Here is a 24,827-nt window from a genome sequence, read left to right as displayed (position 1 = left end):
GGCCGGCATTTCCGCCTAGGCTCGTCTAATCGTTGCAAAGCCTGCGTTATCCCCTTTCTCGTCTCGCGTGACGATGCGAGAGGAGGGCGTAAGGCGCTGTACAGCGTTACCTGTCGGGACTGTGGCGTATTCCGGGCCAAGAGGCGCTGTGCAGCGTTACCTGTCGGGACTGTGGCGTATTCCGGGCCAAAGAGGCGCTGTGCAGCGTTACCTGTCGGGACTGTGGCGTATTCCGGGCCAAAGAGGCGCTGTACAGCGTTACCTGTCGGGACTGTGGCGTATTCCGGGCCAAGAGGCGCGGTACAGTGTTACCTGTCGGGACTGTGGCGTATTCCGGGCCAAGAGGCGCTGTGCAGCGTTACCTGTCGATTTTAGAAAAGCATGATCCTTTCTGAATCTTCAACAAAGGGATGTGAACGTCATCAGACCACTGCTCAGACGCACGTTAAGGCCGATGGCGCTCGTCGCGGCCGTCGGCCTTGCATTGTGGTACGTCTATTCGTCCCGGGCTTCGGCGCTGCCGGCCGAATCTTCCGCGCTGGACGGCGAATACCGGATCACCGTGCGCTCTCCCGCCCACTCTCCCGCCATCCTGGAGCCCAGCCGGTTTGTCGTCGAGATCGCGGATCGGTCCGGCTTGCCCGTGCAGGCCGAGAAGCTGGAGCTGAAGTATTGGATGCCGGGCATGTTCTGCGGCATGTTCACGGCCGAAGCCGGGAAGACCGGCCAGGCGGGCGTGTACGAGGCGGCCGTCATCCCGGTCATGACGGGACGTTGGGTTATGGAAGCCCGGATCGAGGTCGGCGAAAAGGAGATCGTCGTCCGCCATCCCTTCGAGGCCGGCCGTTCATGAGCGCATCTTACCAGAGCCACGGATGGATCGAAGGGATCCACCCGTTCGCGCTGCAGCCTTTTAAGATCGACAGGATGCCCATCAAGTAAGCGAGATAGCGTCCTGCGCCGGCGAGCCGGCGCTTCCAGCCGCGGCTCATCCGCCGCGCGGTCATCGCGAACGCGAAGAGCATCGGAAACGTCGTCAGTCCGAAGACGAGCAGCAGCGCCGTCCCTTCCGCCCAGGACCCGCTCGCGGCAGCCTTCATCTGCATCGCGTACGTGAGGCCGCAGGGCAGCAATCCCAGGCTGAGGCCGGACAGAAACGTCGCGAACGCCTCCAGCCGCGGCGCGGCAGCGGCCGCAAGCCGGCCAGCCCGCACCCGCCCCGGCAGTTTGATGCGGTGAAGCGGAAGCGAAATTCGCCGCCATGCCCACAGGATGATGAGGAGTCCGCCCAGGATGCTGGCCGCCCCGCGCAGGCCGACCAGCTCGCCCGCGGCCTTCAGAAAAGAACCGGCCGCGCCCATCGCGGCCCCGGTCAAGCCGTAGGTCACGATTCGGCCCGCGTGATAGGCGATCAGCGAGGCGGCGGCGCTGCGCCGCGCCTCCATCGCGATCGAAGCGCCGATGCCGCCGCACATCACGATGCAATGCGGCGCCCCCGTCAGGCCCGCGACGACGGCCAATGCGATATCTCCGCCGTTCATGCCCGCCCCGCTCGGCGCCCGAACGCCGCTCTTCGCAGCCGAACCGAGTTGCCGACGACGAGCAGCGAGCTCGACGCCATCCCGACGCAGGCGAGGCGCGGATCGAGCAGGCCCGCCGCCGCCAAAGGGATCATCGCTGCATTGTATACGAGCGCGAGCAGCAGGTTTTGCCGGATGTTCCGCATCGTTCGTCCAGCCAGCGCATGCACGTCGGCCACCTGGGACAGGCGTCCGCCGACGATGACGATATCGCCCGTCTCGAGCGCGGCCGCATGACCGGAAGCCATCGCGATGCCCACGTCGGCGGCCGCCAGCGCGGCGCTGTCGTTCGCTCCGTCGCCGATCATGACGACCCGCCTGTTGCCGGACCGGCTTTTTCCGGACTCGCTTTTTCCGGACTGGCTTTTTCCGACCCGGCTCTTTGCGCTCCGCCTTGTTCCGGCCCGCACTTCCTGCAGCAGGCTCAGCTTCTGCTCCGGCAGCAATCCCGCCCGGATGCGGCGAATGCCCGCCAAGGCCCCGATGCGCGCCGCCGTCCGCTCGCGGTCGCCGGTCGCCATCCACACTTCGCCGTGCGCCGAGAGCGCGCGCACCGTCCGTCCCGCATCCTCCCGAAGCTGCTCGCGGAGACGAATCAGCCCCGCCCGTCGGCCGTTAATCCCGATATGTACGACGGAATCGCCGGCCGTCTCCCCATTTCCGGCGGTCGTCGGAACGACGGGCTGGCGAATGCCGTGCGCCTGCAGCCACGACGCGCTGCCGACGACGACATGCATGCCCTCGACGATACCGGCTGCGCCCATCCCGGGGCGCTCGGCGAAGCGCTCGACGGGAAACGACTGCAGCTCCCGAACGCCCGCCTCCCGCACGATGGCTTGAGCGAAGGGATGCGCCGACATCGATTCGAGCGACGCGGCGAGCCGCAGCAGCTGCTCCGGGGGCCAATCGCCTTCGATCCCGCTCACGGCGGGTCTGCCGTAGGTCAGCGTCCCGGACTTGTCGAATATGAACGCATCCGCGCGGCTGAGCGTTTCCAGCAGGCCTGCGTCCTTGATGACGATGCCCGCCTTCAGCGCCATGCCGGACGCGATCAGCACCGAGATCGGCGTCGCGAGGCCAAGGGCGCACGGGCATGCGGTCAGCAGCACGGCCATCGCGATGCCGACGGCTTCCTCGGTCGTCCCCGCTCTCATCTGGACGATAAAGGTTGCCAGGGCCACCAGCAGGATGCCCGGCACGAAGTAGGCCGCGATCCGGTCCACCCTGCGCGCGATCTGCGGCTTGGAGAGCTGCGCCGTCTCGACCAGCGAGATCATTTTCGCCAGGCGCGTAAGCGCCCCGCTGCCTTCGATGCGGAGCCTGACGCTTCCCCCGACTAGGCGCGTTCCCGCGAATAGCCGCTCGCCGGGATGCCGGACCGTGACGGCCGACTCCCCGGTCAGCAGCGACTCGTCCACTTCCACGGTCCCTTCCTCGATCAAGCCGTCGGCCGGCACCCATTCGAGCGGACCTACCGCCACGAGATCGCCTTGGCACAGCTCGCCGGACAGCACGGTCTCCACGCGTCCGTCGCGAACGACGCTTGCCGTCTCGGGCTGCAGCCCGGACAGGGCTGCCAGGCTCCGCAAGGCATTGCCCTTCGCGATCGCTTCCAGCCATTTGCCTAGGGTGACGGCGACAAGGACCATCGCGATCGAATCGAAATAGAGCATATGCGCCGAGCCCGACCGGAACACCTGATACTGGCTGTACAAGTAGGCGATCGACGTGCTCAGCGCGATCAGTACATCCATGTTGGGAACGCCCTGCTTCAGTGCGTGATATGCGCCTCTGTAAAATGGATAGCCTGCGTAGCTCAGCAGGACCGATCCCAACGCCAGCTGCGTAAACGGATGCAGAAGCGCGTTAAGGAGCGAGTTAAGAGTATCGGTTTGGAGCCCGGTATTGAGCCCTCCGGGAGCGGCCATGCCGGGCGTGCCGAATAAATGCGCCGCCATCGCAATGAGGAGCGGCAGCGCCAGCGCCGTCGTGATCCAGAACCGACGCTTGTAAGACGCGGCGTCGGACGCATGCGAAGGCGGCTTGTCCTGCGCGAGTATCGCGGCGCCGTAGCCGAGCGCCCGGATCCGGTCCACGATCTGCTCGCTCCCGATGCGGTCCCCCTCCCAACTGACGCCGGCCGTCGACGTCGCCAGGCTTACGGCCGCCTGCCGCATGCCGTCCATGCGCAGCAGCGCCTTCTCGATTCGTGCCGAGCAGGCGCTGCAGGTCATGCCGTCGATTTGAATCTGAAGCTCGTTCACGGGACGCCCCCCTGTACAATGGCGTGGACAACACTCCTGTCGATTCAATTTATGCGCCGCGGTCCCAGTAGATTCACGCGCAATCAATTTTTCCATGGACGCTAAACGATCTCCATTGACTTAAGTCAATGCGCGGATACCTTCACCTGATTACAATGAAAGCACGAACGACACTACCCGATTCGCTTCTTGATTCGGCTTAGCGACTCCGGCGTGATGCCGAGATAACTGGCCAGTTGATGTTGAGGCACCCGGTCGAAGAGCGAGGGTCGGTTCGCGAGGAGGGTCTTGACGCGCGCTTCCGGCGAAGAGGCGATAAAAGCGGCGAATTCCGCCTGGACCTTGCTGAAGTTCTCCTCCATCATTCGGCGGGTCATGAATTCCAGTTGCGGGTGTTTGTCGTACATGTCCTTTTCTTGATCGAGATCGCCGACGACCAGGACCGAATCCTCTACGCATACGAAGGTATATTCGGAGGACTTGTCAGATTTGTGATGGTTAAAAATCGCGATGGCTTGTTCTTCGGTATAGAAATTGGTCGTGACCTCCCTGCCGTCTTCATCGATCGCATACTGCCTGACGCAGCCTTCCAGGATGAAGTAGCATGCCGCGGGGACATCGCCTTGTTTAAAAAGAACGGCGCCTTTGTCCAGCTTCTCTACGCGAATCTCGTTCACGATGGCTTGCTGATCTTCCTCGCCAAGCGAAGTCCATCTCGACAGGTATTTGTACAGGATGTCTTTCATGATCGCTCGCTCATCTCCTTGTCGTCCGTCCGTTCCTCGTTCCATTTTCTAACGCGGGGTGCCGCTTGTAAATGTCCGTCGCTTCGAAACTTCTTAAGGAGGATACAACCGATGAAATCCATGGTTCAGCTGTCATATGGTCCGCCCCAAGTGATCGTCCTGCAAGAAAGGCCCAAGCCGTCGCCTGGTCGCAAGGAGCTTCTGATCCGGGTCCATGCCGCTAAGGTGGGGCCGTCCGACTGCGCGTTTCGCAAAGGCGATCCGTTCATGATCAAGCTTCTGTACGGGCTGTCCAAACCTAAATTCGCGATCGGCGGAACCGAACTGGCCGGCGTGGTCGAGGCAGTCGGCAAGGACGTGCGGCGCTTTAAGCAGGGCGATCGCGTGTTGGGAATGAGCGTCAAGAACTTCGGCGCTTACGCCGAATATAAGTGTCTGTCCGAAGAGAGCCCCGTTACGGCGATACCCGACAACCTCTCTTTTGAAGAAGCCGTCGGCGTCTGCGACGGAGGCGCCACCGCATTGACGTTTCTGAGGGACAAGGCGCGTCTGCGAAAAGGACAAAAGGTGCTGATCAACGGCGCCTCGGGGGCGGTCGGCATTTACGCCGTGCAATTAGCCAGGTTCTATGGCGCCGAAGTCACCGGCGTATGCTCCGGCGCCAACGAACGTATGGTGCGTAATGCAGGGGCCGACTTCGTCATCGATTATACTCGGGAGGACTTCACGAAGACGGACAATGCCTACGACGTCGTGTTCGATGCCGTCGGCAGACGCTCCTTCTCGGCATGCAAACGCGCGCTGACGGCACAGGGCATCTACCTGACGACCGCGCCCCGGCTGTCCGTCCTGATACAGATGATTGGGACGTCGCTGCTGAAGGGCAAACGGGCGATGTTCGCAACCGCCGGACTGCTGCAAAACGAAGCGAATCTGAAGTTTCTGATGGAGCTAGCCGGCAATGGAACGCTGAACGCCGTCATCGATCGCCGATATCCTTTGGAGCGTCTGCCGGATGCCCACGCATATGTCGAGACCGAACGTAAGAAGGGGAACGTGCTTGTCGTGTTTTGAAACTAAAAAACTGCCAACGGACAGCCCCTCTTGGTTGCTCTACCTCTTATAGCGGCTTAACGACCATCAGCACGGTTACGACTAAGGCCAGCAGTTGCGCGGTCGTCTCCCAGGGCACGAGCTTTCGCATCGCCAGCCTGAGTTCGGCGGATAATTCATGACCTTGGCTATCCGAAGCGATCCGCTTGAGACGTTTGACGTGCGGCTCGATGAATCCGCCGATCGTGGCGGCGAGGATCAGCGACAAGAGAATGGAGATGTTAAGCCACATTTGCGCAAATCCCGTATCGGCGATGATCATCAGCCAAATACCGGTCAATATGAGCATCGCGGCGCCGATTTTAGACAACAAGGCAACCGTAGCCGTCGCGTTGAAAACAAAGCGAAGCTGGGCGGCCGTTTGGGCCGATCTGCGGACGATCGGCGCCAGGAACGCCGAGCCGATCACCGCGACCGCAGCGAGAATATGCAAAACAAGCAGCCATGCGTACATGCGATCTCCTCCTTCCCCGGTTAGTTCGCGGGCATCTCGCTTCGATAGGCGAGGCCCACCCTTTTACCTTTGAACGGCCCTGCAAGCTCCGTATGGTTCAGCATGCAATTCGCTGCATCCTCGTATGACACATCCAGTTCCGGAAGCCGGCTGAACAAGAGCCCCGCCAATTCGGCTTCGGACAGCTCCCGGATCGTCTCGGGAAGTGCCAGTGGCAAGACTTCCGTCGTTACGTGCAAATGATTGAGCGGCGCCTCCGCACTCGACTCGACCATCGTCCCCGGACACATGACCGACCAGTCAAGCCCGGTCCGCCGCAGGCGCTCCAAGTTCCTGTTGTGGTACTGGAAAGCCGGCGGGAAACCCGGCAAATCGTTGCCGATCAGGCCGGTATGCGGAATATCGAGCAGTCCGGCGCCTCCCATCATCCATACGCGTCCCTTAAAAAGAGGCTGGCGCTCGCACTGGCTGACGATGTTGTCGACGATACGGGCAAATTCGTCCCCCTGTCCCGCATGGCCGGCGGCCAGTATGGCGACGTCCTGGTGCGCTAACGCCGCGAAGACGCTCTCCGGGTTCATAATATCCTGCGCGATCACCCTGACTTGCCCGACGATCCGCCCGTCTTGCTGTGCATGCAGCTTCTCCGGATCGCGCACGAAGGCAGTCATCTCATGTCCCATTCGGACGCCCTGCGCCAACACCCTTTTCCCCGTATTTCCCGTCGCGCCGAAAACAACGATTTTCATTTTGCGATTCCCTCTTTCTATGACTGGATGGATTCATTCGGTGGCCCTCGAATTGACTCCAGCCTATCATGAAGCATAAAATCTTCGTAAGAACCCACTTTTTTGTAGGGCACTTACTTGAAAGTAAGCATGGCTGAGGAGGGTTGGCATGGAAACGAACGCGGAGACGGCTGCGGAGAGGAAATGCCCCATCGAAACGGTAATTCATTTGTTGGGCGGGAAGTGGAAGCCCCTGATCCTGTGGCATCTGCTGGATTCCGCCAAACGGTTCAGCGAGCTGGAGAAGCTGATTCCCGAAGTGACCCAGAAAATGCTCGCGCAGCATCTGCGGGAGCTCGAGGCCGACAAGCTGGTGACGCGGACGATCTATCCTTCGGTCCCTCCAAAAGTCGAGTACGCGCTAAGCGATTATGGGAAAACGATGGTACCGGTGCTGGAGACGATGTGCGCCTGGGGAGAGAACCATAACAGGTTGAACTTGAGACCGATTGCTCAAACGATAGCCTCTGTTTAGGGTCGTCTGTATGACAACGCCATTTAAAAAGAAACCTTTCCTTGGTGTATGGTTAGGCGATGCCTCCATCTGGTCAAGGAAGGTTTCTTTTGTTTGACAAAATGAAAGAGGGTGTCCCTCGGTCATCTATGATGACTTCCGGGGCACCCTCGAGAGCGGCATCGGCCGCGCGGCCTTGGTTAATGCTTCGACTCGATACGGCCGAGCGGATTGGCGGTCTCCTCCAGCGCTTGGCACGCTGCCGGCCAACTGGAGTCGTCGAGCTGAAGCGCATCGCGAAGGTAGGCCCCCGTGATTTGCCGGAGCAACGCGACCCGTTCGGGATGCGCATCCGTCGTTTCCGCGACGTCGTAGCCCGCGATTCCGCCAAGGGTGTGCTCCGCTCCAAAGAGCGTAAGCAAACTCTTGCTGCCCGGACTCAGGAAGTAGGGATCGGCGAACCAATCCGGTCCCCGCGTGGACAGACGGGACTGGTCATGGTCTCCCGCGACCACCAGAGTGGGCGTCTTCATGCCTGAGAAGTCGGGGTTCATAAACGGGAAATGCGCGGCCGCAAACGGACTCAAGTCGGCGCCGCCGCGGCCGGGGGTGGCCAGCAGTACGCCCGCCTTGATCCGCGAGTCGGACATGTCCTCTCCCGATTCGCCCTGGTCGCCTATCACGCGTGCGCCGAGCAGCATGCTGACCGATTGGCCTCCCCACGAGTGCCCTGCTGCGGCGATCCGGCTCCGGTCGAGGCGTCCCTCGAGGCCCGGAACGGCAGCTTCGATGAAATCAAGCTGGTCGAGTATGCGCTTCAGGTCATCCACGCGGAATCGCCAGATCAACGGCATGCGGGGATCTTCGGGAGGAAGATTTAACGTCCGCGAGTCGAGATGCGTGGGTTGAATAACCGCGAAGCCGCGGGCGGTCCAGTCGTCGACCAGCGGGCCGTAGCCCTCAAGCGACCAGCCGTAGCCATGTGAGAAAATAATGACAGGCAGTCGGCTCCCCTGCGCCGGGGCCGACACGCGCACTTGCAGATCCTCGCCGCGGCCCGGGGCCGGCAGGACGATCGGCTTAAACGAGATGACAGGCGTAAACTTCTTTTCGTTCATTTCCATCGCGGATGTTCCTCTCCTAATCAAACTGTTATTAGGTTGATACGTCAACTTAAAGCTACTATAACGTATTGTGGTTGACGCGTCAACCATGCTATGATGTTGCCATGGATAAGCGCGAATTGAGCCAGGAAGAAATTCAACTATGGTACAAGTGGAAAGGTACCTTTAACAACATCTTCGGCCGCGTCATTAAAGAGATGTCCGAGCATACCGGGCTGTCGGAGGGCGACTACGGGGTATTGGACCGGCTTGACCTTCTGGGAGACGGCAAGCTTCGGCAGCAGGAGCTGGCCGACTCCATGGATTGGGACAAGAGCCGCTTGTCGCATCATCTGACGCGGATGGAGAAGCGCGGTCTTGTGACGAGGAAGCCGCTGGACGCGGATCGCGGCGTTCTGGTCGGCATCACCGACGTCGGTACATCGGCATTAAGCGATGCCCGCCCGATCGTCGCCATGGCCATACGCCGGCATTTTCTGGATCAGTTAACCGATCTGGACATTGCGTCGATCACCAAGCTTGCAGAAAGAACGAAAACACGGTCGCCATGACCGTGTTTTTTGATGCGTATGTCCGGGCTTAACTTCCTCTTCGAGCTTCGAGGCACATCCGCGGCACCGGTCCGCCTTCGGTCTCGGCCATGCCAATGGCGACGAAGCCCGCCGATTCGTAAAAGCCTAATGCGTCCGGGCTGGCCGACACCTCGATGCGCAAGCCGCGACGCGCCATGTCGGCGACTAGCGCGCTTGCGACGCCTTGGCGCATCCAATCGGGATCGGTGAACAGGTCCTCAAGCTCGAGGAAGCCGTCGGCCGGACGCGCCGAGGCGAAGCCGACGACCCGCTCCCCGGCGACCGCGACTCGCGCGAAGGGCAGCATCGCGTCGTCCCATACGAACCATTCGGGATGGGCGGCCATGAGATCGCCTGCGCCCTCGTTGGCGAGCGACGCGCGTACAAATATGTCGCGCAGCGCATCGATATCATCCACCGCTGCATGGCGAATAATCACTTCAGCCCGCATCTGATCTCCCCCTAACCGTTCAAACTCTCTGCGTTCATCGGATCTTGACGATCCGCTCGCACATTCTTTTCGCTGCTTCGAATAGCCTCTTTCCTTTTTACCATATAACGCCGCACCGTGCCGATTCACGAAGTCGATCAAATTTATGTTGTCGGCAACATAAAATATGTTGACGGCAACATATCTGCATGTTATTTTAAGTACAGGAAATATGTTGACGACCACATAAAAGGAGGCTGAACCGAATTTGAAGCACAGCGACAACCATGACGACACCATCGACAATGAAATCAACGCGGTCACCCGCTTTCCCGTCAGCTTCTCGATCTTCAGCCTTGCGCGTTCGCATCATCGCTTGGCGGGACAGCTGCTTCGGGAAGCCGGCTTGTATCCCGGGCAGGAGCTCGTGCTCATGCAGCTGTGGCACCGAGACGGCCAGTCCCAGAACAGCCTGTCCAGATCGCTGCGTCTCGACCACTCGACCATCGCCAAGTCGGTTCGCCGACTGGAAGACGCCGGACTTGTCTCCTGTAGCCGCTCCGACGAGGATAAACGCGTCACGATCGTATCGCTCACCCAGGCGGGCCGGGACTATGAATCGAAAGTCAATCAAGCGTGGAGCAAGATCGACGAGAAGACGATCGAAAATTTAAGCGACGAGGAACAAGCGCAGTTCGTCGCGTTGGCCAAAAAAATCACGGCTGCGCTAGAGGATTAAACCCCAAAAAATCAAGAGGAGAGATTCATATGTCTAACGCAATCATGCAAGCGGTCCGGGTTCACGAATACGGCGGTCCGGCGGTTTTGAAGGCGGAAACGGTCGAGCGCCCGGAGGCGCAAGCGGACGAAGCGCTCGTCCGCATCGTGTACGCCGCGGTCATTCCGCTCGACTTCAAGATTCGCAACGGCTGGCTGCAAACTGTTTTTCCCGTCACGATGCCCTATATCCCCGGGTTCTACGCTTCGGGCGTGATCGAGGCGGTCGGGCCCGGCGTAACGACGTTTAATCCCGGCGACCGCGTGTTCGGCATGATCAGAGGCGCTTACGCCGAATACGGCGTGGCCAAAGCCCAGGAGCTCATGAGACTGCCCGACAATCTTAGCTTCGAGGAGGCGGCGACGATCAAAGCGGGAGCGGAAGCCGCCTGGAAGGCGCTGTTCACCGAAGGAGAACTCGCGGCCGGACAAACGGTTCTGATTCATGCGGCGGCCGGCGGCGTCGGACAGTTTGCCGCTCAGCTGGCCAAGTGGAAGGGAGCGACCGTCATCGCCACGGCTTCGGCCGCTAACGTTGACTTCGTAAAGTCGCTTGGCGCGGATCAAGTCATCGACTATAAGACGATTAACTTCGAGGATATCGTCAAGGACGCGGACCTGGTCGTCGATACGGTAGGAGGCGAGACGGAGACCAGGTCGTGGCCCGTACTGAAAAAAGGCGGAATCTTCGTCTCCCTGACGCAGGATCCTTCGCAGGAGAACGCCCTGAAGCATGGCGTTACGGCCAAATTCAATACAAAGCTCCCATCCCGCGAGGACCTGCAGCGGTTGACGGAACTCATGGCCGAAGGCACGATCAAAGCGCAGGTCGATTCGGTATTCCCGTTAGAACAGGCGGCCCAAGCGCTGGAGAAAAGCGAAGCCAGACGCGGACGGGGAAGAATTTTGCTCCAGGCAGGCGCCGTCTAATGACGCGAACAACACGCATGCATCTCTTGCTGCGTGTTGTTTTTGATTTCCAGCTTGTTCAGCTATTCGGCCGACGGCTCGGGCACGATCACATCGATATGACGCGGCAAAATATCGAGCTCAAGCGGCAGCGGCGGCCCTGTCTCGCCGTCCACGTTCGTGCCGACGAGGCTCGGGGAGCTCACCGACACACGCTTGGCCGTGAAGTAGACGACATCCTTGTGATCCTGCAAATGACCGCGCAGCAGCGACAGGCCCGCCGTGAGCGTCCGGAAAAAGCTCAGATCCTTGACGATGAAGCCGTGGATGAGGCCGTCGTCGACGGCCGCTTCCGGCGCCAGCCGCTCGAAGCCGCCGACCGAGTTCGTCAGCGCGGCGATAAAAAGCGGCGACGCGCCCTCCCAGACCGCATCGTCGTAACGAATGACGAGCGGATGCCCGGAGCGGCCGAGCAAATCCTTCGCGCCTTCCTTGAAGTAGGCAAACGCGCCGAAGCGGGACTTATCCGCCGACGTGACCGCGGACAGCGTCTCGGCAAGCGGGCCGGCGGCGACGACATTGGCGAACAGCCGCCCGTTCAACCGGCCGACGTCGACCCGCCGCGTCCGGGAAGACGCAAGCGCGGATACCGCCGCCTCCGGATCGAGCGGAATATGCAGCGCCCGCGCGAAGTCGTTCACCGTGCCGAGCGGAACGATGCCGAGCCGCGGCCGGTGCGCCTGATTTTCGAACCCGTTGATCGTCTCGTGCAGCGTGCCATCCCCGCCGATCGACACGACCAGCTCGCTGCGCGCCTCGCACGCCTCCGTGCAGAAGCGGGTCGCGTCCAGCTCCGCGGCGGTCTCCTTCACCAGCACCTCGTAGCCCTGCGCGCGCAGCAGTCCGGCGGCGCTCTCCACGAAGGCCGGCGCCTCCTCTTTCCCCGACGATGGATTCATGATGATGGTCGCCTGCTTCATAGCTCGTTCTCCCCTTTTCCAAAGCGCATGGCCGTACTTCTGTATATACCCGCAAAACGCTATGGAGCTGATCGAGCAACTGGATTATTCTTAAATACAGAAGCCTCGTTCTTAGAAAGGGAAACTACCTATGAGTTTTCAGCAGATGAACGCCGTCATCCCGCAATTCCGGAACATCGAGATTGTCCGGGAGTCCCGCCTGATCGTGCCGGAACCCGGCTTGGAGAAGCTCGTTATCGTTCGGCAGGGATACTTGATCGCCATTACGGAGATGGGCGAGACGAGGCCCGTATCGCAAGGTTACGCCTGCCATTCGGCCGCCGGACCTGTGAAGCTCCAGCCTCCCGCCGGCCGGGAAGCGGAGTACGCCGTGCTCGCCTACCGGATCGTACCTGAAGGCGCGCCCTGGGATTGGAACGGCCCCCAGCGCTTGCTTAGCGAGAACAAGGTCCGGTATATGGTCGACGGCCTGCTGCAGGCCCAGGAGGATCTGCGGAGCTTGGACGGCGAAGCGGCCGAAGCCCAGCGGTTCCGCAATCGGATGATGCTGGAGCGGATTCTGAGCTTTTTCATGTACGAGGGTCGGTTGAACGAGGAACGCCGCCATTCGGACGCGCAGATCGAGAAGTCCGTCCATTACCTGGAGGAGCACTACATGCTTAAGCTGACGCTTCCGATGCTGGCGGAGCGAGCCGGATTAAGCGCAGGACACTTCGGCGTGCTGTTCAAGGCGCGGACCGGCATGACGCCGAGCCGTTATTTGAAGCGTCTTCGCGTCGCAAAAGCGAAGCAGCTGTTCGACCAAGGGGAGCGCTCCGCCAATAAAGCGGCGCAAAGCGTAGGGTTCGCCGATTACTTCCACTTCAGCCGAACGTATAAAGAGCTTACTGGCATGAGCCCTTCGGAATATATTCACCAGCTGACAGAAATCGAGTAAACAGACATGCTTTATCCTGCATATAGACATGTAAATGCTGAAAGTGAGATGTTATTATCGTTGATAATAATTCTCATTATCAGGAGGAAATCATGCTGCATCGTATGAAACACTTTACCGCTCTAGGCCTCATCCTCATGGCAATTCTGACGCTTGCCGCTTGCGGTCAAAATAACAAGACAAACGCCGCGCCCAACCAAGCGAACGCGTCCGCGAGTCCGTCTGCCGCCCCGTCCGCCAGCCCGTCCGTCGGCTCTTCGGCCAGCGAGAGTCACGCATCCGGCCCCGTCGTCATTCAGGACGCGCGCGGAGAGCTCAAGCTGGACAAGGTGCCGACGCGAATCGTCGCGATGGACTTCAGCTTCACGGACATGCTGGTCTCTCTGGGCGTGCAGCCCGTCGGCATTGCCGACGACGGCAGCGCGGACCTCTTCATGGATGCCGTCAAGGAGAAGCTCGGGGACTATCTGTCCGTCGGCTCCCGGTACGAACCGAATATCGAATTGATCAGCTCGGTCCAGCCGGACCTGATCATCGCGGACATCAACAAGCATAGCGCAGCCTTGCCCCAACTGGAGCAGATCGCTCCCGTGCTTGTCCTGGACGACTTCCAGGCGGATTACGATCAGATGCTCAAAAACTTCGATATCATCGCCAAAGCGGTCGCCAAAGAGCCCGAAGCCGCCGAACGGATGGATCGGCATCAAGCGCTCGTGAAGGAGACGAAGGAGAAGCTGGCGGCTTCCGGGTTGACCGTGCTTCCGGCAGTCGTGAATCCAAAGGGCTTTTTCGGACACTCGGACCACTCTTATACCGGCTCCATCGTCAAGCTGCTCGGCTTCGCGGATCCCCTGGCGAACGAGACATCCTATCCGGAGCTGACGCTGGAGCAGCTGTCGGAGCTGAATCCTCAATCGTTGTTCCTTATGCCGACGGCCGATGTCACGATCGTGAGCGAATGGGAGAAAAATCCGCTCTGGGGCAAGCTCGACGCCGTAGCCCAAAACCGCGTCTTCACGGTGGAACGCCGCAACTGGTCGTTGTCTCGCGGCTTGCTCGGTTCGGAGCAGATCATGGCGGACATCGCGGCTAACCTTGGTCATTAACGGATGGACCGGATGATGAAGCCCGACAGGAAGCAGAACCGAACTTCGGTTCTGCTGCTTCTGTTTATCGGCGGCGTCTTGCTGCTCGTCCTTTGCTTCCTGGCGAGCCTTAAGTTCGGCCCTGCGGCAATCGGATGGCGGACGCTCTTCGAGGCGGCGTTCCAGCCGGAGGGCGATTCCAAGGAAGCGCTGTACGTTCGGACGCTGCGTCTGCCCCGCGCGGTCTTGTCCGCGATCGTCGGCGCCCTGCTGGCGCTTGCGGGCTTGCTCACCCAGCTTGCCACGAAAAACCCGCTCGCTTCCCCGCACGTGTTCGGCATCAACGCCGGCGCTTCGCTCGCCGTCGTATCGGGACTGGTGTTCCTTCCGGCAGCCAGCTTGCTCGCTTCCATCGGCCTGGCCTTCGCGGGAGCGCTCTTTGGCGCGCTCTTCATCTGGCTGCTGGCCGGCAGCGGCCCCAGGCAGTATGTCACGCTCGCGCTCGCGGGCATATCGATTCACTTCCTGTTTGCCTCGCTGACGGAAGGCGCGATGATTCTGGCTTCCTACTCGACCGAGAGCATGATCTCCTGGCTGGTCGGCTCCGTGAATCATGCCGACTGGCAGGATGTACGGCTGCTTGCTCCCGTACTCGGCGCGGGATTCGTCCTGGTATGCTGTCTTGCCCCTTCCCTGCGCCTCCTGGAGCTGGACGATGAAGTCGCCGTCGGACTGGGATCGAAGCTCCATGCTCTCCGGGCCCTCTCCATGCTCCTCGTAGTGCTGTTTGCCGGTTCGGCCGTCGCCGTCTGCGGGCCGATCGGCTTCGTCTGCCTGATCGTCCCCCATATCGCCAGAGCCTTGATGGGCCGCGGCGCTTCTTTGAACGCACTCGTCCCTTTCACGGCGCTGCTCGGCAGCCTGCTTCTGTTGGCCGCCGACGTGCTCGGCCGCTGGATCGCCTTTCCGTTCGAATCGCCGGTAGGCATCGTGACGGCGCTTGTCGGGGCGCCCGCCTTTTTGTACCTCGCCCGCAGACAAGGAGGAATGACACGATGAGAAGGAGCATTCTGCTGCTGGCGACCCTGGCGCTTATGGTCGCGCTTTGTTGGCTCTCCTTAGCTTCGGGCGCCGTGTCCGTGACGCCTTCCCGGGTTATCGCCGGACTCGCCGACCGGACCAGCCCGGCTTATTTTATCGTACATCAGGTTCGTCTGCCTCGCATGCTCGTCGCGATCTGGGCCGGCTGCGGACTGGCGGTGGCGGGCGCCGTTCTGCAGTCCCTGCTCCGCAACCCGTTGTCCAGTCCGGATGTCGTCGGCATTACGCAGGGCGCCAGCTTCGCTGCCGCGGCGGCGATTTACTTGCTGCCCGGAGCAACGGCGGGAATGCTGCCGCTGTTCGCCTTTGCAGGCGCAATGCTGGCTTTCCTGATTCTATACCTGATCGGCCGCAAGCTGACCTTGTCCCCCGCATCGCTTGCGCTGTCCGGCATCGCGATCGGCGCCGTCTTCCAAGCGGGCGTGCAATACTTCATGTCGACGAATCCGACGAACGTAAACATGGCGCTGTTGTGGATGACCGGGAGCTTGTGGGCGCGGGGCTGGGATCAAGTCCCTCCGCTCGTCCTCCCGGTCGCGATCTTGTCCGTTATCGCGTTGACGAACGCGAAGAAGCTGGACATTTTGCAGCTCGGCGACGACGCAAGCCAATCGCTCGGCCTCTCGGCGCGACGAGAACGGCGCCTGCTGATCCTGCTATCCGTGACGATGGCCGGCGTGTCCGTATCCGCCGTCGGCGCGATCGGATTCATCGGCCTGCTGGCCCCGCATATGGCCGGCGCGCTGGTCGGCAGCCGCAACCGATGGCGTCTGCCCATGGCCGCGGCGATCGGAGCCGACCTGATGCTGCTGGGCGATCTCTTGGGCCGTACCCTGATCATCCCCCGGGAGATTCCTGTCGGCATCGTCACCGCGACGATCGGAGCCCCTTACTTCATCTTCCTCCTTCGAAGAGAACGCCGGTTCAAAGGGACGACATGAGGTCCAAGGCACGGGATGCGCTCCTGCCGATTCATTCCAGAATCTAACAGAAATAAATTGACAAAAAACTTTACGCGTCGTCATAATAAAAATTAGAATCGAAAAGCATCGGGATTTCTCTTCATATAAGTACATCAAAGTACATGTGAGGTACATTCGAGTACATTTTTGCATTTTCCTTGGCGGAGTAGGGGGATCGCTTTGACGAAAGTATCCTTGATCTCGGAATCTAAACAGAGATGCGTAGCGCTGGGCATCGACCCGTGTGGGGTTCCCTGCTTTACTCGATTTCTATCGGAAGCCGAGTTGAATCTCAAACGGGCGGAATACGAAGAGATCCTGTCCGTCATCGACTTCTTCGTCCACCGCATGCTGGAGCTTATGAAAGGGCTTCCGCTGTTGATCCTTATCTCCGACGAGAACGGCTGCATTCTAGAGATGGCCGGGGACGAAACGATCAAAAACGTCGTTCAGCAATCGGGCATTCGGGTCGGCCTGATCTTCAGCGAACGCGAAGCGGGAACCAACAGCATTAATCTGGTGCTGGATCACCGCGAACCCATACAGCTGGTGGGCGGCGAGCATTATTATGAATTTCTAGGGTCCTCCGCGTGCTATTCCGTGCCCTTCCAATATGCGGATCTCTCCAACCTGCTGGGCACCATTACGATCATGACGACGATCGATCAGCACAATCCTTTTCTATTGGCGATGCTGTGCACGGTCGTTGACTCGATCGAGCGAGAGCTGCTGCTGAAAAAGCAGAACAGACGCTTGCACATTCTGAACCAGGTGGTCATCGAGACGACGCGAAACGGCATTATTATTACGGATCGGGACGGGAACGTCACCGAGTTCAACAAGTTTGCGGAAATTTTGACCGGCGCCAAGAAGCAGGACGTCCTGTACCAGCCGATTCCGGACGCCAAAGCGAACGATTTCATCCAACAGGTGCTCAGGACGGGAAAAGAATACGAAGACATGGAGTTCATCCTGCGTCCCCGGTCCGGACAGGACGAGCTTGTTTATTTGTTCGACGCGTTCCCGATTCGCGACGGGAATCTGCAAATCATGGGCGCATTCGCGCAGTTCCGGGACATTACGGAGCGCTACCGCACGCAAAAGCAAATCAACTACCTGGCCTATCATGACGATCTGACCGGCCTGCCGAATCGCAGATTTTTCACCGCTCATTTCGATGAATTGCTGAGACACGGCGTGAACGGCGACAGCATCTTCGCCGTCATGTTTCTCGATCTCGACAGCTTCAAGAAAATTAACGACACGCTGGGCCACAACAACGGCGACGTGCTGTTGAAGCTGGTTGCCGAACGCCTGAAGAGCTGCTGCCGCGCTGCCGATCAACTGGTGTCTCGCATGGGAGGAGACGAGTTCACGGTCCTCCTGCACAATATTGCGAGCCAGGCGGAAGCCATCGACGTGGCCGAACGGATCATTAGCGTATTCGAAAAACCGTTCGCGGTGGACGGCTATGAGTTTTACATCACGGCCAGCATCGGCATCGCCTTCTATCCGCAGGACGGGACGAACGTCGAGATGCTGATGAAAAACGCCGACATCGCTCTTTATCGGATGAAGGACGACGGCAAGAACAACTACAACGTCTTCAAGCCGAACCCGGACAGCGGAGGCATCGAACGGCTGACCTTGGAAAATTCGATCCGCAAAGCGCTGCAAGCGGGCGAGTTCGAGCTGTATTACGAGCCTCAAATCGACGCGCTGACAGGCGAAGTCATCGGTACCGAGGCGCTCGTCCGCTGGAATCATCCGACGCTCGGCCTGCTCCCGCCCGCCAGGTTCATCCCGATCGCCCAAGAGACGGGACTCATCGTCCCGCTTGGGGAGTGGGTGCTGAGGACCGCCTGCCTTCAGCATCAAATATGGAGGGAAAAGGGCTTCGCTCCGATGAGCGTATCGGTCAACCTTTCTTCCCGCCAATTTCAAAAGCATGACCTGGTAGAGCGGATTAAAGAGATCCTGGTCGAGACCCGCATCGAGCCCCAATACCTGGAGCTGGAAATCACGGAGTCGATGACGATGAACGTGGACGGCGCGATCGAGGTGCTCGGAAAGCTGAAGCAGCTCGGCCTGCAGCTTTGCATCGACGACTTCGGGACAGGCTACAGCAATCTGTACTATTTAAAATTGTTTTCGATCGACCGGCTGAAGATCGTCCGCTCCTTCGTCAGGGACATCATGACGGATTCGACCGACGCGGACATCGTAGCGACGATCATCGCGATGTCCCACAAGCTCGGCATAGGCGTCATCGCAGAGGGCGTGGAGGACAAGGATCAGCTGGATTTCCTGCACAGCCACAGCTGCCATGAGGTGCAGGGCTTCTACTATCACCAGCCTTTGCCGGCGGCGCAATTCGAGCGATTGTTGAGAAAAAGAGGGGCAGTGAAAACCAATTCGCAAAGGTGATACGATGAAAAAGAGAGTGTACACCCTATTGGTCGAGCATTTTAAAAATTGGGGAATTTCTCACGTTTTCGGCATTCCCGGCAAATCCATCTCTCCGCTGATGCTGGAGCTCGAAAGCTTCGGCCTTCAATACGTGCTGGGGCGACACGAGGCCGGCAGCGGGTTCGAGGCGGCGGGCTACGCTTTGGCGAAAAAGACGCTCGGAATTGCGATCGGCACCTCCGGACCGGGCGGCACGAATATGATCACCGCCGCCGGACAGGCCAAGGAGTTCCAGTTGCCCGTGCTGTTCATCACCGGACAGCCGTCGATGCAGGAGACCGGGCGCGCCTTGAGCCAGGATTCAAGCCAGTTCGGGGCGGATCTGGTTAAAATGTTCGAGCCCGTCACCTTGTTCAGCGCCCGCATCGAGCGGGGGGACCTCCTGTACCTGTACCTGAAGCATGCGCTGGAAAAAGCCTATACGGGCGAAAAGGGTCCCGTTCATCTGTGCATCCCGTTCGACGTGCTGATGGAGGAGGTGGAGTCCTTCTATCTGCCGCTGCCGGACCACATCTCGCCGGTCGTATCCCGCGATATTGACAAAGCGGTAGCGATGCTGGACGAGGCCAAGAAGCCGGTCCTCTTCCTGGGCAAGGGCGCCGTCATGGCCGAGACGTATCCGCAGCTGCGGACCATCGCCGAGCATTGGGGAATTCCCGTTATGACCACACCGGGCGGGAAAGGAGCCTTTCCCACCAATCATCCCTTATACTTGGGCGGGTATGGCCTTGGCGGCTCCAAACTTGCAACGGAATATTTGAAATCCGGCATCGACCTGATGATCGTCGTCGGCAGCAAATTGTGCGATATGTCCTTATCCGGATTTACCGCCGATATGGAGCCGGAGAAGGTGCTGCAGTTCGAGTACGACCTGACGTTCGCGGGCAAAACGATACAGGCGCCGACCCAACTGATCCTTGGCGACATTCAATCCAACCTGACCCAGCTCATCCGGCAGAGCGGAGCGTCAGCCAGGGCGCATGAGACGCATGAGGCGCTGACCGCCCGTGCCGAAGCGGCGGTAGCGGCGACGACGCAGACGGAAGCCGCGTTATCGGCGGGAACGGCGTTCAGGAGTCTGCGGGCGGCGCTTCCCAAAGACGCGGTTCTGTTCGGGGATGCGGGGAGCCACTCGTTCCATGCCGTGCAAAATTTTGAAATTATCGAGCCCGGAACGTTCTTCTTCGACGAAGTGTTCATCGCCATGGGCGCGGCGATCGGCTACTCGATCGGGGCCAAGATCGCCATGCCGGACCGCCCTGTCGTCTGCGTTACCGGCGACGGCTGCATCATGATGCACGGCACGGAGATTTCGACGGCAGTCAACCATGGCATTCCCGTCATTTTTTTCGTCCTGAACAACGGACGCCTGGACATGGTGGATAAGGGCATGTCCTATAACACGGGACGCTCGGTCGGCGCCGTCTACGAGCGGCCGTTGGACGTCAGCCTGTTCGCCCGATCGATGGGCGCGACGGCCTACCGCTGCGAGACGGGCGCCGAAGTTGAGCGCGCGGTGCGGTCCGCCTTGCAATCCGACACCGCTTCGGTCGTCGAGGTCATGGTGGACCCGCAGGAGATCCCGCCCATTTTGACCCGGCTGCTTAGCTTAGACTAAACCTAACGGAGGGACGCCTCGCTATGGATACGAATCGCTACGATCAAGGCATCGAAGTGTTAAAAAAGATGGTCAGCGAAGAGACGCTGAACGCGACGGTCAAACGAATGGAACAGTTCAGCCCCGACATGGCCAGGCTGATCGTCGAGTTCCCTTACGGCTCGCTGTATGCCCGCCCGGGCCTGGATCTGAAGCAGCGGAGCCTGCTCACCATCGCGGCGATGCTCGCTTCAGGCGCGTCGGCACAACTGGATTTTCATATTCAGGGAGCTTTGAACGTCGGCCTTACGCCTAACGAGATCGTAGAAGCCGTCATGCACTGCGTATCCTACGCCGGCTTCCCCAAGACGCTGGATGCGATGTTCGTCGTCATGAAGGTGTTCGAGGAGCAAGGAATCGCATACGAAGAAGGATAACGCCGCTGAATGGGGCAATGGGAGCGGACTCAGGGGTCGTTATTTCCGTTAAAACCGGTTCAACAGCGATCGTTGCGGACCGGAGGGACGTTATGGACCCGGAACAAGGGCTAAAAAGGACCGGCCATCCCGCAATAGCGGCATCCGGGTCCGCAAGTGGGCCGCGAAGCGCGATAGCATCAAGCATAAGGGCTCCTCGGTCCGTCCGGCCGCGACGATAAACAACGGTCAACTCGAAAAGCCGCCTTCGTGAGAAGGCGGCTTGCGCCGTGCAGAAATGGCAAACCTGCCCCCTCCTGCCAAGACGATTGCGGCGATGCACGACAATCCTTATCCTCGCTGATAGATCAAAGACGCCGATGCTTGGTCCAGATACAGCTGCCAATGCGGATGCGTCTTTAGTATCGTCGAAGGAAATTGCGGATCCACGCTTTTCTGCATCGTGTTGCGAACCGCCTCCGCCTTCACCCCATGCGGTACGACCGAGAGAATATGGCGGCTTTTCATAATTTGCTTCACCGTCATCGTGATCGCCTGCTTCGGCACCTCGTCACGCGATGCGAACCAGCCCTCTCCGACCTGCTGATCCTTGCACGAGTCGTTCAGATCGACCGCCATGTACGGCTCCTCGATGTCAAAGTCGGCCGGCGGATCGTTAAAGGCGATATGGCCGTTCTCTCCGATGCCGATCAGAGCCAGATCGATGGGGGCCCGGGCGATCTCTTCCTTAAGGGACTTCAGCACGTCCGGGACCGCTCCCTCCCCGTCTACCAGATAAGCGCGCTTCACCTTCGCATCCCGAAGGAACCGTTCCTTGAGATATTTGCGAAAGCTCGCAGGATGCGACTCCGGCAAGCCGATGTATTCGTCCAGATGGAACATTTCGATCCGGCTCCAATCGATGTTCCTGGCCGTGAAGTGCTTCAAAAATTGAAACTGCGATGCGCCGGTCGACAACAGCAGCCGCGCCTCTTTTTGCTTCGCCAAAGTATCCTGTAAAATTCGCTCCGCCTCGATCGCCGCTTCCAGTCCCGATTGATCGGGCGTATCCGATATGTTCAAATGCATCGATCTTCATCCTCTCCAAAAAGTAATCGATTTCTATATAAAGCGTAACATGATCGTGTTGGCAATTCAACCACGGCCGTCATGGCTATCGTGCAAAAGTGCACCATCCAAGGCTGATATTGCTGTTTTTGCGATCAATCGCGCACAAGTGTACGGTAGTGCAGCTTCTTAAAATCAGTAATCGATTACTAAATAAACGGCAAAAAACGGTCCAGCATCAGCCATTCAAATCCCGGACCGAGTGCCGCTCCAGCAGCTTAGGTTGAAGCGTAACGTTGAACATCGGCTTGTCCTCGCCCTTCGTCATGTCGACCAGCATCCGGCATGCCATCTTGCCCATCTCGTAATCGGGCTGCTTGATCGTCGTTAACGGGGGATGGATCATCTGCCCGACGTCGATGCCGTCGAATCCCATGACCGATACGTCGGACGGCACTTGCAGCCCGCGAGCCGTCAGCTCATGAATGACGCCGAATGCCAGAAGGTCGTTGCAAGCGAAGATCGCGGTCGGCGGGCGTTCTGCATCCATCATTCGCCCGGCAAGCTCCCTGCCCGTCTCGAATTCGAAGATCGGATTAAACGGCTCGTCCGACCGGTATTCTTCCACGAACGGCGCAAGACCCGCTTCCTCCATCGCATCGACGTAGCCGCGGCAGATCCCTTGTCGGCTGGGGCGGTTGAGCTTGGTCGTCACATAACCGATACGGGTATGCCCTTTGCTTTGCAAATGTTTGGCGGCCAGATAGCCTCCCTTGCGATGATCGAATTCGATCTGGGAGATGCCTTCCTCGTCCAGTTTCTGGTCGATCGCAATGACGTTCACGTTCATCTCGATTAACCGCTTCAGCTTCTCTTTATTTGTCGTGATGGAGGAGATAATTACGCCTTTGACCTGCTTTTCCATCATGGTCTGGATGTACTCGTCCTCAAGCTCCGGGTCCTGCAGCGAATTGCAGGCGAATACCGTGAATCCCGCTTGCCTGGCCACTTCCTCCACGCCGAACACGACGGACGAGTAGAAAGGATTAATGATCGACGGAATAATGACGCCGATCGTCATCGTCGAATTTTTTTTCAACTGCTTGCCGAGCAAATTCGGAACGTAGTTGACTTCCTCCGCAATTTTGAGAATCCGGGTTCTGAGCTTGTCGCTGACCGGATAATTGCTGTTGCTGAGCACCCGGGATACCGTAGCCGAAGAGACGTTGGCCAATTTGGCGATGTCGTGAACCGTCACGGACTTTGACATGGAAAACCTCTTTTACGTGCTGAATTTGCCTTGGCGACATAGCCTAAATATAGCATAGTCCCACAGCATGAGAAAACGGGAGAGGAGAGGGCTTGGTGACCGTCGCCAACGACGTTCGACCATGCAGGAGATCGCAGGCATAACGCCGAAGTAACCAATCAACCAGAAAATTTCGATTGGAGGAAGCCCTCGTGCCCAGAAAAAAAGTGCCTCGCTAAGCCCGTGGTCCGCCTCCTTTCTTCTTCAGTCCGACCCCATGCGACTTTAAGAAGAGAGGAAGATTATAAATGATGCCTTTATGGAAGGATTGGAAGGAATTGCGGTTCGGCGTGGAGATCGAGTTTGTCGGCGGCAGCCCCGAGCGCGTCGAGCTGCTGCCGGGCTGGATCATGTCGTTGGATGAACGGCAGATCGACGATACGGGAGCCGAATCGGGCAGCGAACTCAAGCCGCCGCCGATCCGGTGGGCGGATCGCGAGCAAATTCGCGAGATGTTGAAGCGGCTCCAGGCGACGGGTGCCCGCGCCAATTGGAACTGCGGCCTGCATGTCCATGTCGGCTTGGAGCCGTGGGGGCAAGATGCGTTGCCGCGCTTGCTGGAAGCGGCGTTGCTGTATCAAGACGCGCTGAAGAATCTGCTCCATACCGGCGACGCCCGTCTGCCCTTCTGTCCGCCCGTCACGCGGGAGATGTACGATCAATTTATGTCCGATCCAGGGGAAGCAGCGCTACACCGCAAGGGGCGCCCCCAATCCCATCGGTGCGGCATCAATCTGGCGGCCTGGTACGATATCGGCACCGTAGAGATCCGCTACGCGAACGGTTCCCTGGACTACGATGAAGTGATCAACACCGTCGAATTGTGTCTTCGGTTCGTGGCTGCCATAGGGGCGGGACGCCGGCTGTCGTCCGATCCCCGCCGATTGGCGATCGAGCTGGGCGCACCGGTCGGCGGTTATCCGCCGCCAACGCCCGCCCCGCAATGGTATCGCGAGCGAATATGGCTGGAGGATGCCCTGGTGCCGATCCTGGCCCCGCTTGCGCGCAGCCTCGTCCCGGATGGGGAAATTTTATATGTTTTACCCCGGCCGGAAGGGCTCCTGGTTGCCATAGAAGATGGCGAAGGCCAATTGTTCAAACACCTGTTGCGTATGACTTCTGCGGGCTGGGAAGCCCTAGGCCTGCTGCAGGAATGACTTGAAAGGCGAAAGCCCCCTCGGCGAGGGGGCTTTTGCCTTTTTACGCTTGCCGGCCGGACAGTTGCCTGATCGCGCCTATAATCGCTGCGGCATCCCAATCGACGATCGTATCCGCATGCTGCTCCAAAATAAAAGGAATAGACTCGCTTTGATCTCTGCGGACGAAGATCACCGGCTTGCGCAATCCGTCCCTGCAGGCAATCAACTCCTTGTTGATCCACCGTCCGTACTTCACGTATTCCCCGCCAAGCATGACGACCGCGTCGCAGAACTTCATTTTCGTTTTAATGACACGGTAGAGCGCCCTCTCGTCCTCGGCCCCATTCGCGGAATGCGTGGGAGAAAGGATGGAGATCGTAGGCTTGAACTGTTCGCGCTGCAGAAGCATTCTGAATTCGTCCAATGTACGGCCATCGTTCCAGGCATAGCTGAGGTATAGATGAAAAGGTCTGCTTGATTCTCTGTGAATAGACATTTCCGACTCCTTTGACCGTAAATAAAATAGAAAGAGCCCTTGTTGACAGGCTCCACC

25 protein-coding genes are annotated in these 24,827 nt (G+C 59.3%); 14 read left to right on the top strand and 11 right to left on the bottom strand.

The window, feature by feature from the left end:
- The first annotated feature begins 412 nt into the window (after nt 1–412).
- Nucleotides 413–853, top strand: coding sequence for a FixH family protein (locus tag KVT38_RS13750; protein ID WP_217594300.1), 441 nt, complete (start codon nt 413–415; stop codon nt 851–853).
- Nucleotides 854–860: 7 nt separating this feature from the next.
- On the opposite strand, the gene KVT38_RS13745 is transcribed toward KVT38_RS13750, so the two are convergent.
- From KVT38_RS13745 to KVT38_RS13735, 3 genes are all read right to left on the bottom strand, one after another.
- A complete protein-coding gene (locus tag KVT38_RS13745; protein ID WP_217594299.1) occupies nt 861–1,541 on the bottom strand; it encodes a sulfite exporter TauE/SafE family protein in 681 nt (226 codons plus the stop codon).
- Nucleotides 1,538–3,844, bottom strand: a complete 2,307-nt coding sequence (locus KVT38_RS13740; RefSeq protein ID WP_217594298.1) for a heavy metal translocating P-type ATPase — start codon at nt 3,842–3,844, stop codon at nt 1,538–1,540. Before KVT38_RS13740 ends, KVT38_RS13745 begins: the two co-directional genes overlap by 4 nt.
- A 173-nt stretch (nt 3,845–4,017) precedes the next feature.
- Nucleotides 4,018–4,590, bottom strand: coding sequence for a Crp/Fnr family transcriptional regulator (locus KVT38_RS13735; protein WP_217594297.1), 573 nt, complete (start codon nt 4,588–4,590; stop codon nt 4,018–4,020).
- A gap of 111 nt (nt 4,591–4,701) precedes the next feature.
- On the opposite strand from KVT38_RS13735, the gene KVT38_RS13730 reads away from it, so the two are divergent.
- Nucleotides 4,702–5,664 carry an NAD(P)-dependent alcohol dehydrogenase gene (locus KVT38_RS13730; protein ID WP_217594296.1) on the top strand — a complete coding sequence of 321 codons (963 nt, stop codon included), beginning with the start codon at nt 4,702–4,704 and terminating at the stop codon, nt 5,662–5,664.
- 46 nt (nt 5,665–5,710) lie between these two features.
- On the opposite strand, the gene KVT38_RS13725 is transcribed toward KVT38_RS13730, so the two are convergent.
- Both KVT38_RS13725 and KVT38_RS13720 read right to left on the bottom strand, forming a co-directional pair.
- Nucleotides 5,711–6,157 (bottom strand): DUF2269 family protein, encoded by a 447-nt coding sequence (locus KVT38_RS13725; protein ID WP_217594295.1) that lies wholly within the window; start codon nt 6,155–6,157, stop codon nt 5,711–5,713.
- 20 nt (nt 6,158–6,177) lie between these two features.
- On the bottom strand, nt 6,178–6,906 hold the full coding sequence (locus KVT38_RS13720; protein WP_217594294.1) for an NAD(P)-dependent oxidoreductase: 729 nt from the start codon (nt 6,904–6,906) through the stop codon (nt 6,178–6,180).
- Between the two features lie 148 nt (nt 6,907–7,054).
- Here KVT38_RS13720 and KVT38_RS13715 point away from each other — a divergent pair, with 148 nt between their 5' ends.
- Nucleotides 7,055–7,420 (top strand): winged helix-turn-helix transcriptional regulator, encoded by a 366-nt coding sequence (locus KVT38_RS13715; protein ID WP_217594293.1) that lies wholly within the window; start codon nt 7,055–7,057, stop codon nt 7,418–7,420.
- Between the two features lie 179 nt (nt 7,421–7,599).
- Here KVT38_RS13715 and KVT38_RS13710 read toward each other — a convergent pair whose 3' ends face one another.
- Nucleotides 7,600–8,523: an alpha/beta hydrolase family protein gene (locus KVT38_RS13710; RefSeq protein ID WP_217594292.1), complete on the bottom strand. Its 924-nt coding sequence runs from the start codon at nt 8,521–8,523 to the stop codon at nt 7,600–7,602.
- Between the two features lie 104 nt (nt 8,524–8,627).
- On the opposite strand from KVT38_RS13710, the gene KVT38_RS13705 reads away from it, so the two are divergent.
- A complete protein-coding gene (locus KVT38_RS13705) occupies nt 8,628–9,074 on the top strand; it encodes a MarR family winged helix-turn-helix transcriptional regulator (protein ID WP_217594291.1) in 447 nt (148 codons plus the stop codon).
- 28 nt (nt 9,075–9,102) lie between these two features.
- Here KVT38_RS13705 and KVT38_RS13700 read toward each other — a convergent pair whose 3' ends face one another.
- The gene (locus KVT38_RS13700) at nt 9,103–9,546 is read right to left on the bottom strand and encodes a GNAT family N-acetyltransferase (protein WP_217594290.1); all 444 of its coding nucleotides are present in this window, start codon (nt 9,544–9,546) and stop codon (nt 9,103–9,105) included.
- A 247-nt stretch (nt 9,547–9,793) separates the two neighbouring features.
- Here KVT38_RS13700 and KVT38_RS13695 point away from each other — a divergent pair, with 247 nt between their 5' ends.
- Together KVT38_RS13695 and KVT38_RS13690 are read left to right on the top strand one after the other, a co-directional pair.
- Nucleotides 9,794–10,264 (top strand): MarR family winged helix-turn-helix transcriptional regulator, encoded by a 471-nt coding sequence (locus KVT38_RS13695; protein WP_217594289.1) that lies wholly within the window; start codon nt 9,794–9,796, stop codon nt 10,262–10,264.
- Between the two features lie 29 nt (nt 10,265–10,293).
- Complete coding sequence (locus tag KVT38_RS13690) at nt 10,294–11,232, top strand: NADP-dependent oxidoreductase (protein ID WP_217594288.1); 939 nt, start codon at nt 10,294–10,296, stop codon at nt 11,230–11,232.
- Nucleotides 11,233–11,294: 62 nt separating this feature from the next.
- On the opposite strand, the gene KVT38_RS13685 is transcribed toward KVT38_RS13690, so the two are convergent.
- Entirely contained in the window at nt 11,295–12,191 is an 897-nt protein-coding gene (locus KVT38_RS13685; RefSeq protein ID WP_217594287.1) for a diacylglycerol/lipid kinase family protein, read from the bottom strand.
- 130 nt (nt 12,192–12,321) lie between these two features.
- Between KVT38_RS13685 and KVT38_RS13680 the strand changes: the two genes are divergently transcribed.
- The 7 genes from KVT38_RS13680 to KVT38_RS13650 all read left to right on the top strand — a co-directional run bounded on the left by KVT38_RS13680 (nt 12,322) and on the right by KVT38_RS13650 (nt 20,779).
- Nucleotides 12,322–13,128: a helix-turn-helix domain-containing protein gene (locus KVT38_RS13680; protein ID WP_217594286.1), complete on the top strand. Its 807-nt coding sequence runs from the start codon at nt 12,322–12,324 to the stop codon at nt 13,126–13,128.
- A gap of 92 nt (nt 13,129–13,220) precedes the next feature.
- Nucleotides 13,221–14,234, top strand: a complete 1,014-nt coding sequence (locus KVT38_RS13675; RefSeq protein ID WP_217594285.1) for an ABC transporter substrate-binding protein — start codon at nt 13,221–13,223, stop codon at nt 14,232–14,234.
- Between the two features lie 3 nt (nt 14,235–14,237).
- Entirely contained in the window at nt 14,238–15,272 is a 1,035-nt protein-coding gene (locus KVT38_RS13670) for an iron ABC transporter permease (protein WP_217594284.1), read from the top strand.
- Nucleotides 15,269–16,255, top strand: a complete 987-nt coding sequence (locus tag KVT38_RS13665) for a FecCD family ABC transporter permease (RefSeq protein WP_217594283.1) — start codon at nt 15,269–15,271, stop codon at nt 16,253–16,255. Before KVT38_RS13670 ends, KVT38_RS13665 begins: the two co-directional genes overlap by 4 nt.
- 306 nt (nt 16,256–16,561) lie before the next feature.
- Complete coding sequence (locus KVT38_RS13660) at nt 16,562–18,703, top strand: EAL domain-containing protein (protein WP_254639209.1); 2,142 nt, start codon at nt 16,562–16,564, stop codon at nt 18,701–18,703.
- Nucleotides 18,704–18,707: 4 nt separating this feature from the next.
- Nucleotides 18,708–20,363 carry a thiamine pyrophosphate-binding protein gene (locus KVT38_RS13655; protein WP_217594281.1) on the top strand — a complete coding sequence of 552 codons (1,656 nt, stop codon included), beginning with the start codon at nt 18,708–18,710 and terminating at the stop codon, nt 20,361–20,363.
- Between the two features lie 23 nt (nt 20,364–20,386).
- Nucleotides 20,387–20,779, top strand: a complete 393-nt coding sequence (locus KVT38_RS13650; protein WP_217594280.1) for a carboxymuconolactone decarboxylase family protein — start codon at nt 20,387–20,389, stop codon at nt 20,777–20,779.
- Between the two features lie 330 nt (nt 20,780–21,109).
- On the opposite strand, the gene KVT38_RS13645 is transcribed toward KVT38_RS13650, so the two are convergent.
- On the bottom strand, nt 21,110–21,847 hold the full coding sequence (locus tag KVT38_RS13645) for a glucosamine-6-phosphate deaminase (protein WP_217594279.1): 738 nt from the start codon (nt 21,845–21,847) through the stop codon (nt 21,110–21,112).
- A gap of 217 nt (nt 21,848–22,064) precedes the next feature.
- The gene (locus KVT38_RS13640; RefSeq protein WP_217594278.1) at nt 22,065–23,096 is read right to left on the bottom strand and encodes a LacI family DNA-binding transcriptional regulator; all 1,032 of its coding nucleotides are present in this window, start codon (nt 23,094–23,096) and stop codon (nt 22,065–22,067) included.
- A 287-nt stretch (nt 23,097–23,383) separates the two neighbouring features.
- Between KVT38_RS13640 and KVT38_RS13635 the strand changes: the two genes are divergently transcribed.
- Nucleotides 23,384–24,292, top strand: a complete 909-nt coding sequence (locus KVT38_RS13635; protein ID WP_217594277.1) for an amidoligase family protein — start codon at nt 23,384–23,386, stop codon at nt 24,290–24,292.
- A gap of 43 nt (nt 24,293–24,335) precedes the next feature.
- Here KVT38_RS13635 and KVT38_RS13630 read toward each other — a convergent pair whose 3' ends face one another.
- Nucleotides 24,336–24,770: a TIR domain-containing protein gene (locus KVT38_RS13630; protein ID WP_217594276.1), complete on the bottom strand. Its 435-nt coding sequence runs from the start codon at nt 24,768–24,770 to the stop codon at nt 24,336–24,338.
- Nucleotides 24,771–24,827 lie beyond the last annotated feature (57 nt).

This window comes from Cohnella sp. GbtcB17, from assembly GCF_019091135.1.
In the GTDB taxonomy this organism is placed as follows: domain Bacteria; phylum Bacillota; class Bacilli; order Paenibacillales; family Paenibacillaceae; genus Cohnella.
Note: the sequence above shows the minus strand (reverse complement) of the source record. Positions and strands in the feature narration are given on the sequence as shown.

Bases quoted from the DNA above. Each gene is read 5' to 3' on its own strand.
- KVT38_RS13635 (WP_217594277.1), top strand. From the start codon at position 23,384: ATGATGCCTTTATGGAAGGATTGGAAGGAATTGCGGTTCGGCGTGGAG.
- KVT38_RS13690 (WP_217594288.1), top strand. From the start codon at position 10,294: ATGTCTAACGCAATCATGCAAGCGGTCCGGGTTCACGAATACGGCGGT.
- KVT38_RS13665 (WP_217594283.1), top strand. From the start codon at position 15,269: ATGAGAAGGAGCATTCTGCTGCTGGCGACCCTGGCGCTTATGGTCGCG.
- KVT38_RS13650 (WP_217594280.1), top strand. From the start codon at position 20,387: ATGGATACGAATCGCTACGATCAAGGCATCGAAGTGTTAAAAAAGATG.
- KVT38_RS13680 (WP_217594286.1), top strand. From the start codon at position 12,322: ATGAGTTTTCAGCAGATGAACGCCGTCATCCCGCAATTCCGGAACATC.
- KVT38_RS13655 (WP_217594281.1), top strand. From the start codon at position 18,708: ATGAAAAAGAGAGTGTACACCCTATTGGTCGAGCATTTTAAAAATTGG.
- KVT38_RS13670 (WP_217594284.1), top strand. From the start codon at position 14,238: ATGGACCGGATGATGAAGCCCGACAGGAAGCAGAACCGAACTTCGGTT.
- KVT38_RS13700 (WP_217594290.1), bottom strand. From the start codon at position 9,546: ATGCGGGCTGAAGTGATTATTCGCCATGCAGCGGTGGATGATATCGAT.
- KVT38_RS13640 (WP_217594278.1), bottom strand. From the start codon at position 23,096: ATGTCAAAGTCCGTGACGGTTCACGACATCGCCAAATTGGCCAACGTC.
- KVT38_RS13735 (WP_217594297.1), bottom strand. From the start codon at position 4,590: ATGAAAGACATCCTGTACAAATACCTGTCGAGATGGACTTCGCTTGGC.
- KVT38_RS13730 (WP_217594296.1), top strand. From the start codon at position 4,702: ATGAAATCCATGGTTCAGCTGTCATATGGTCCGCCCCAAGTGATCGTC.
- KVT38_RS13685 (WP_217594287.1), bottom strand. From the start codon at position 12,191: ATGAAGCAGGCGACCATCATCATGAATCCATCGTCGGGGAAAGAGGAG.
- KVT38_RS13710 (WP_217594292.1), bottom strand. From the start codon at position 8,523: ATGGAAATGAACGAAAAGAAGTTTACGCCTGTCATCTCGTTTAAGCCG.
- KVT38_RS13630 (WP_217594276.1), bottom strand. From the start codon at position 24,770: ATGTCTATTCACAGAGAATCAAGCAGACCTTTTCATCTATACCTCAGC.
- KVT38_RS13720 (WP_217594294.1), bottom strand. From the start codon at position 6,906: ATGAAAATCGTTGTTTTCGGCGCGACGGGAAATACGGGGAAAAGGGTG.
- KVT38_RS13645 (WP_217594279.1), bottom strand. From the start codon at position 21,847: ATGCATTTGAACATATCGGATACGCCCGATCAATCGGGACTGGAAGCG.
- KVT38_RS13705 (WP_217594291.1), top strand. From the start codon at position 8,628: ATGGATAAGCGCGAATTGAGCCAGGAAGAAATTCAACTATGGTACAAG.
- KVT38_RS13745 (WP_217594299.1), bottom strand. From the start codon at position 1,541: ATGAACGGCGGAGATATCGCATTGGCCGTCGTCGCGGGCCTGACGGGG.
- KVT38_RS13715 (WP_217594293.1), top strand. From the start codon at position 7,055: ATGGAAACGAACGCGGAGACGGCTGCGGAGAGGAAATGCCCCATCGAA.
- KVT38_RS13725 (WP_217594295.1), bottom strand. From the start codon at position 6,157: ATGTACGCATGGCTGCTTGTTTTGCATATTCTCGCTGCGGTCGCGGTG.
- KVT38_RS13675 (WP_217594285.1), top strand. From the start codon at position 13,221: ATGCTGCATCGTATGAAACACTTTACCGCTCTAGGCCTCATCCTCATG.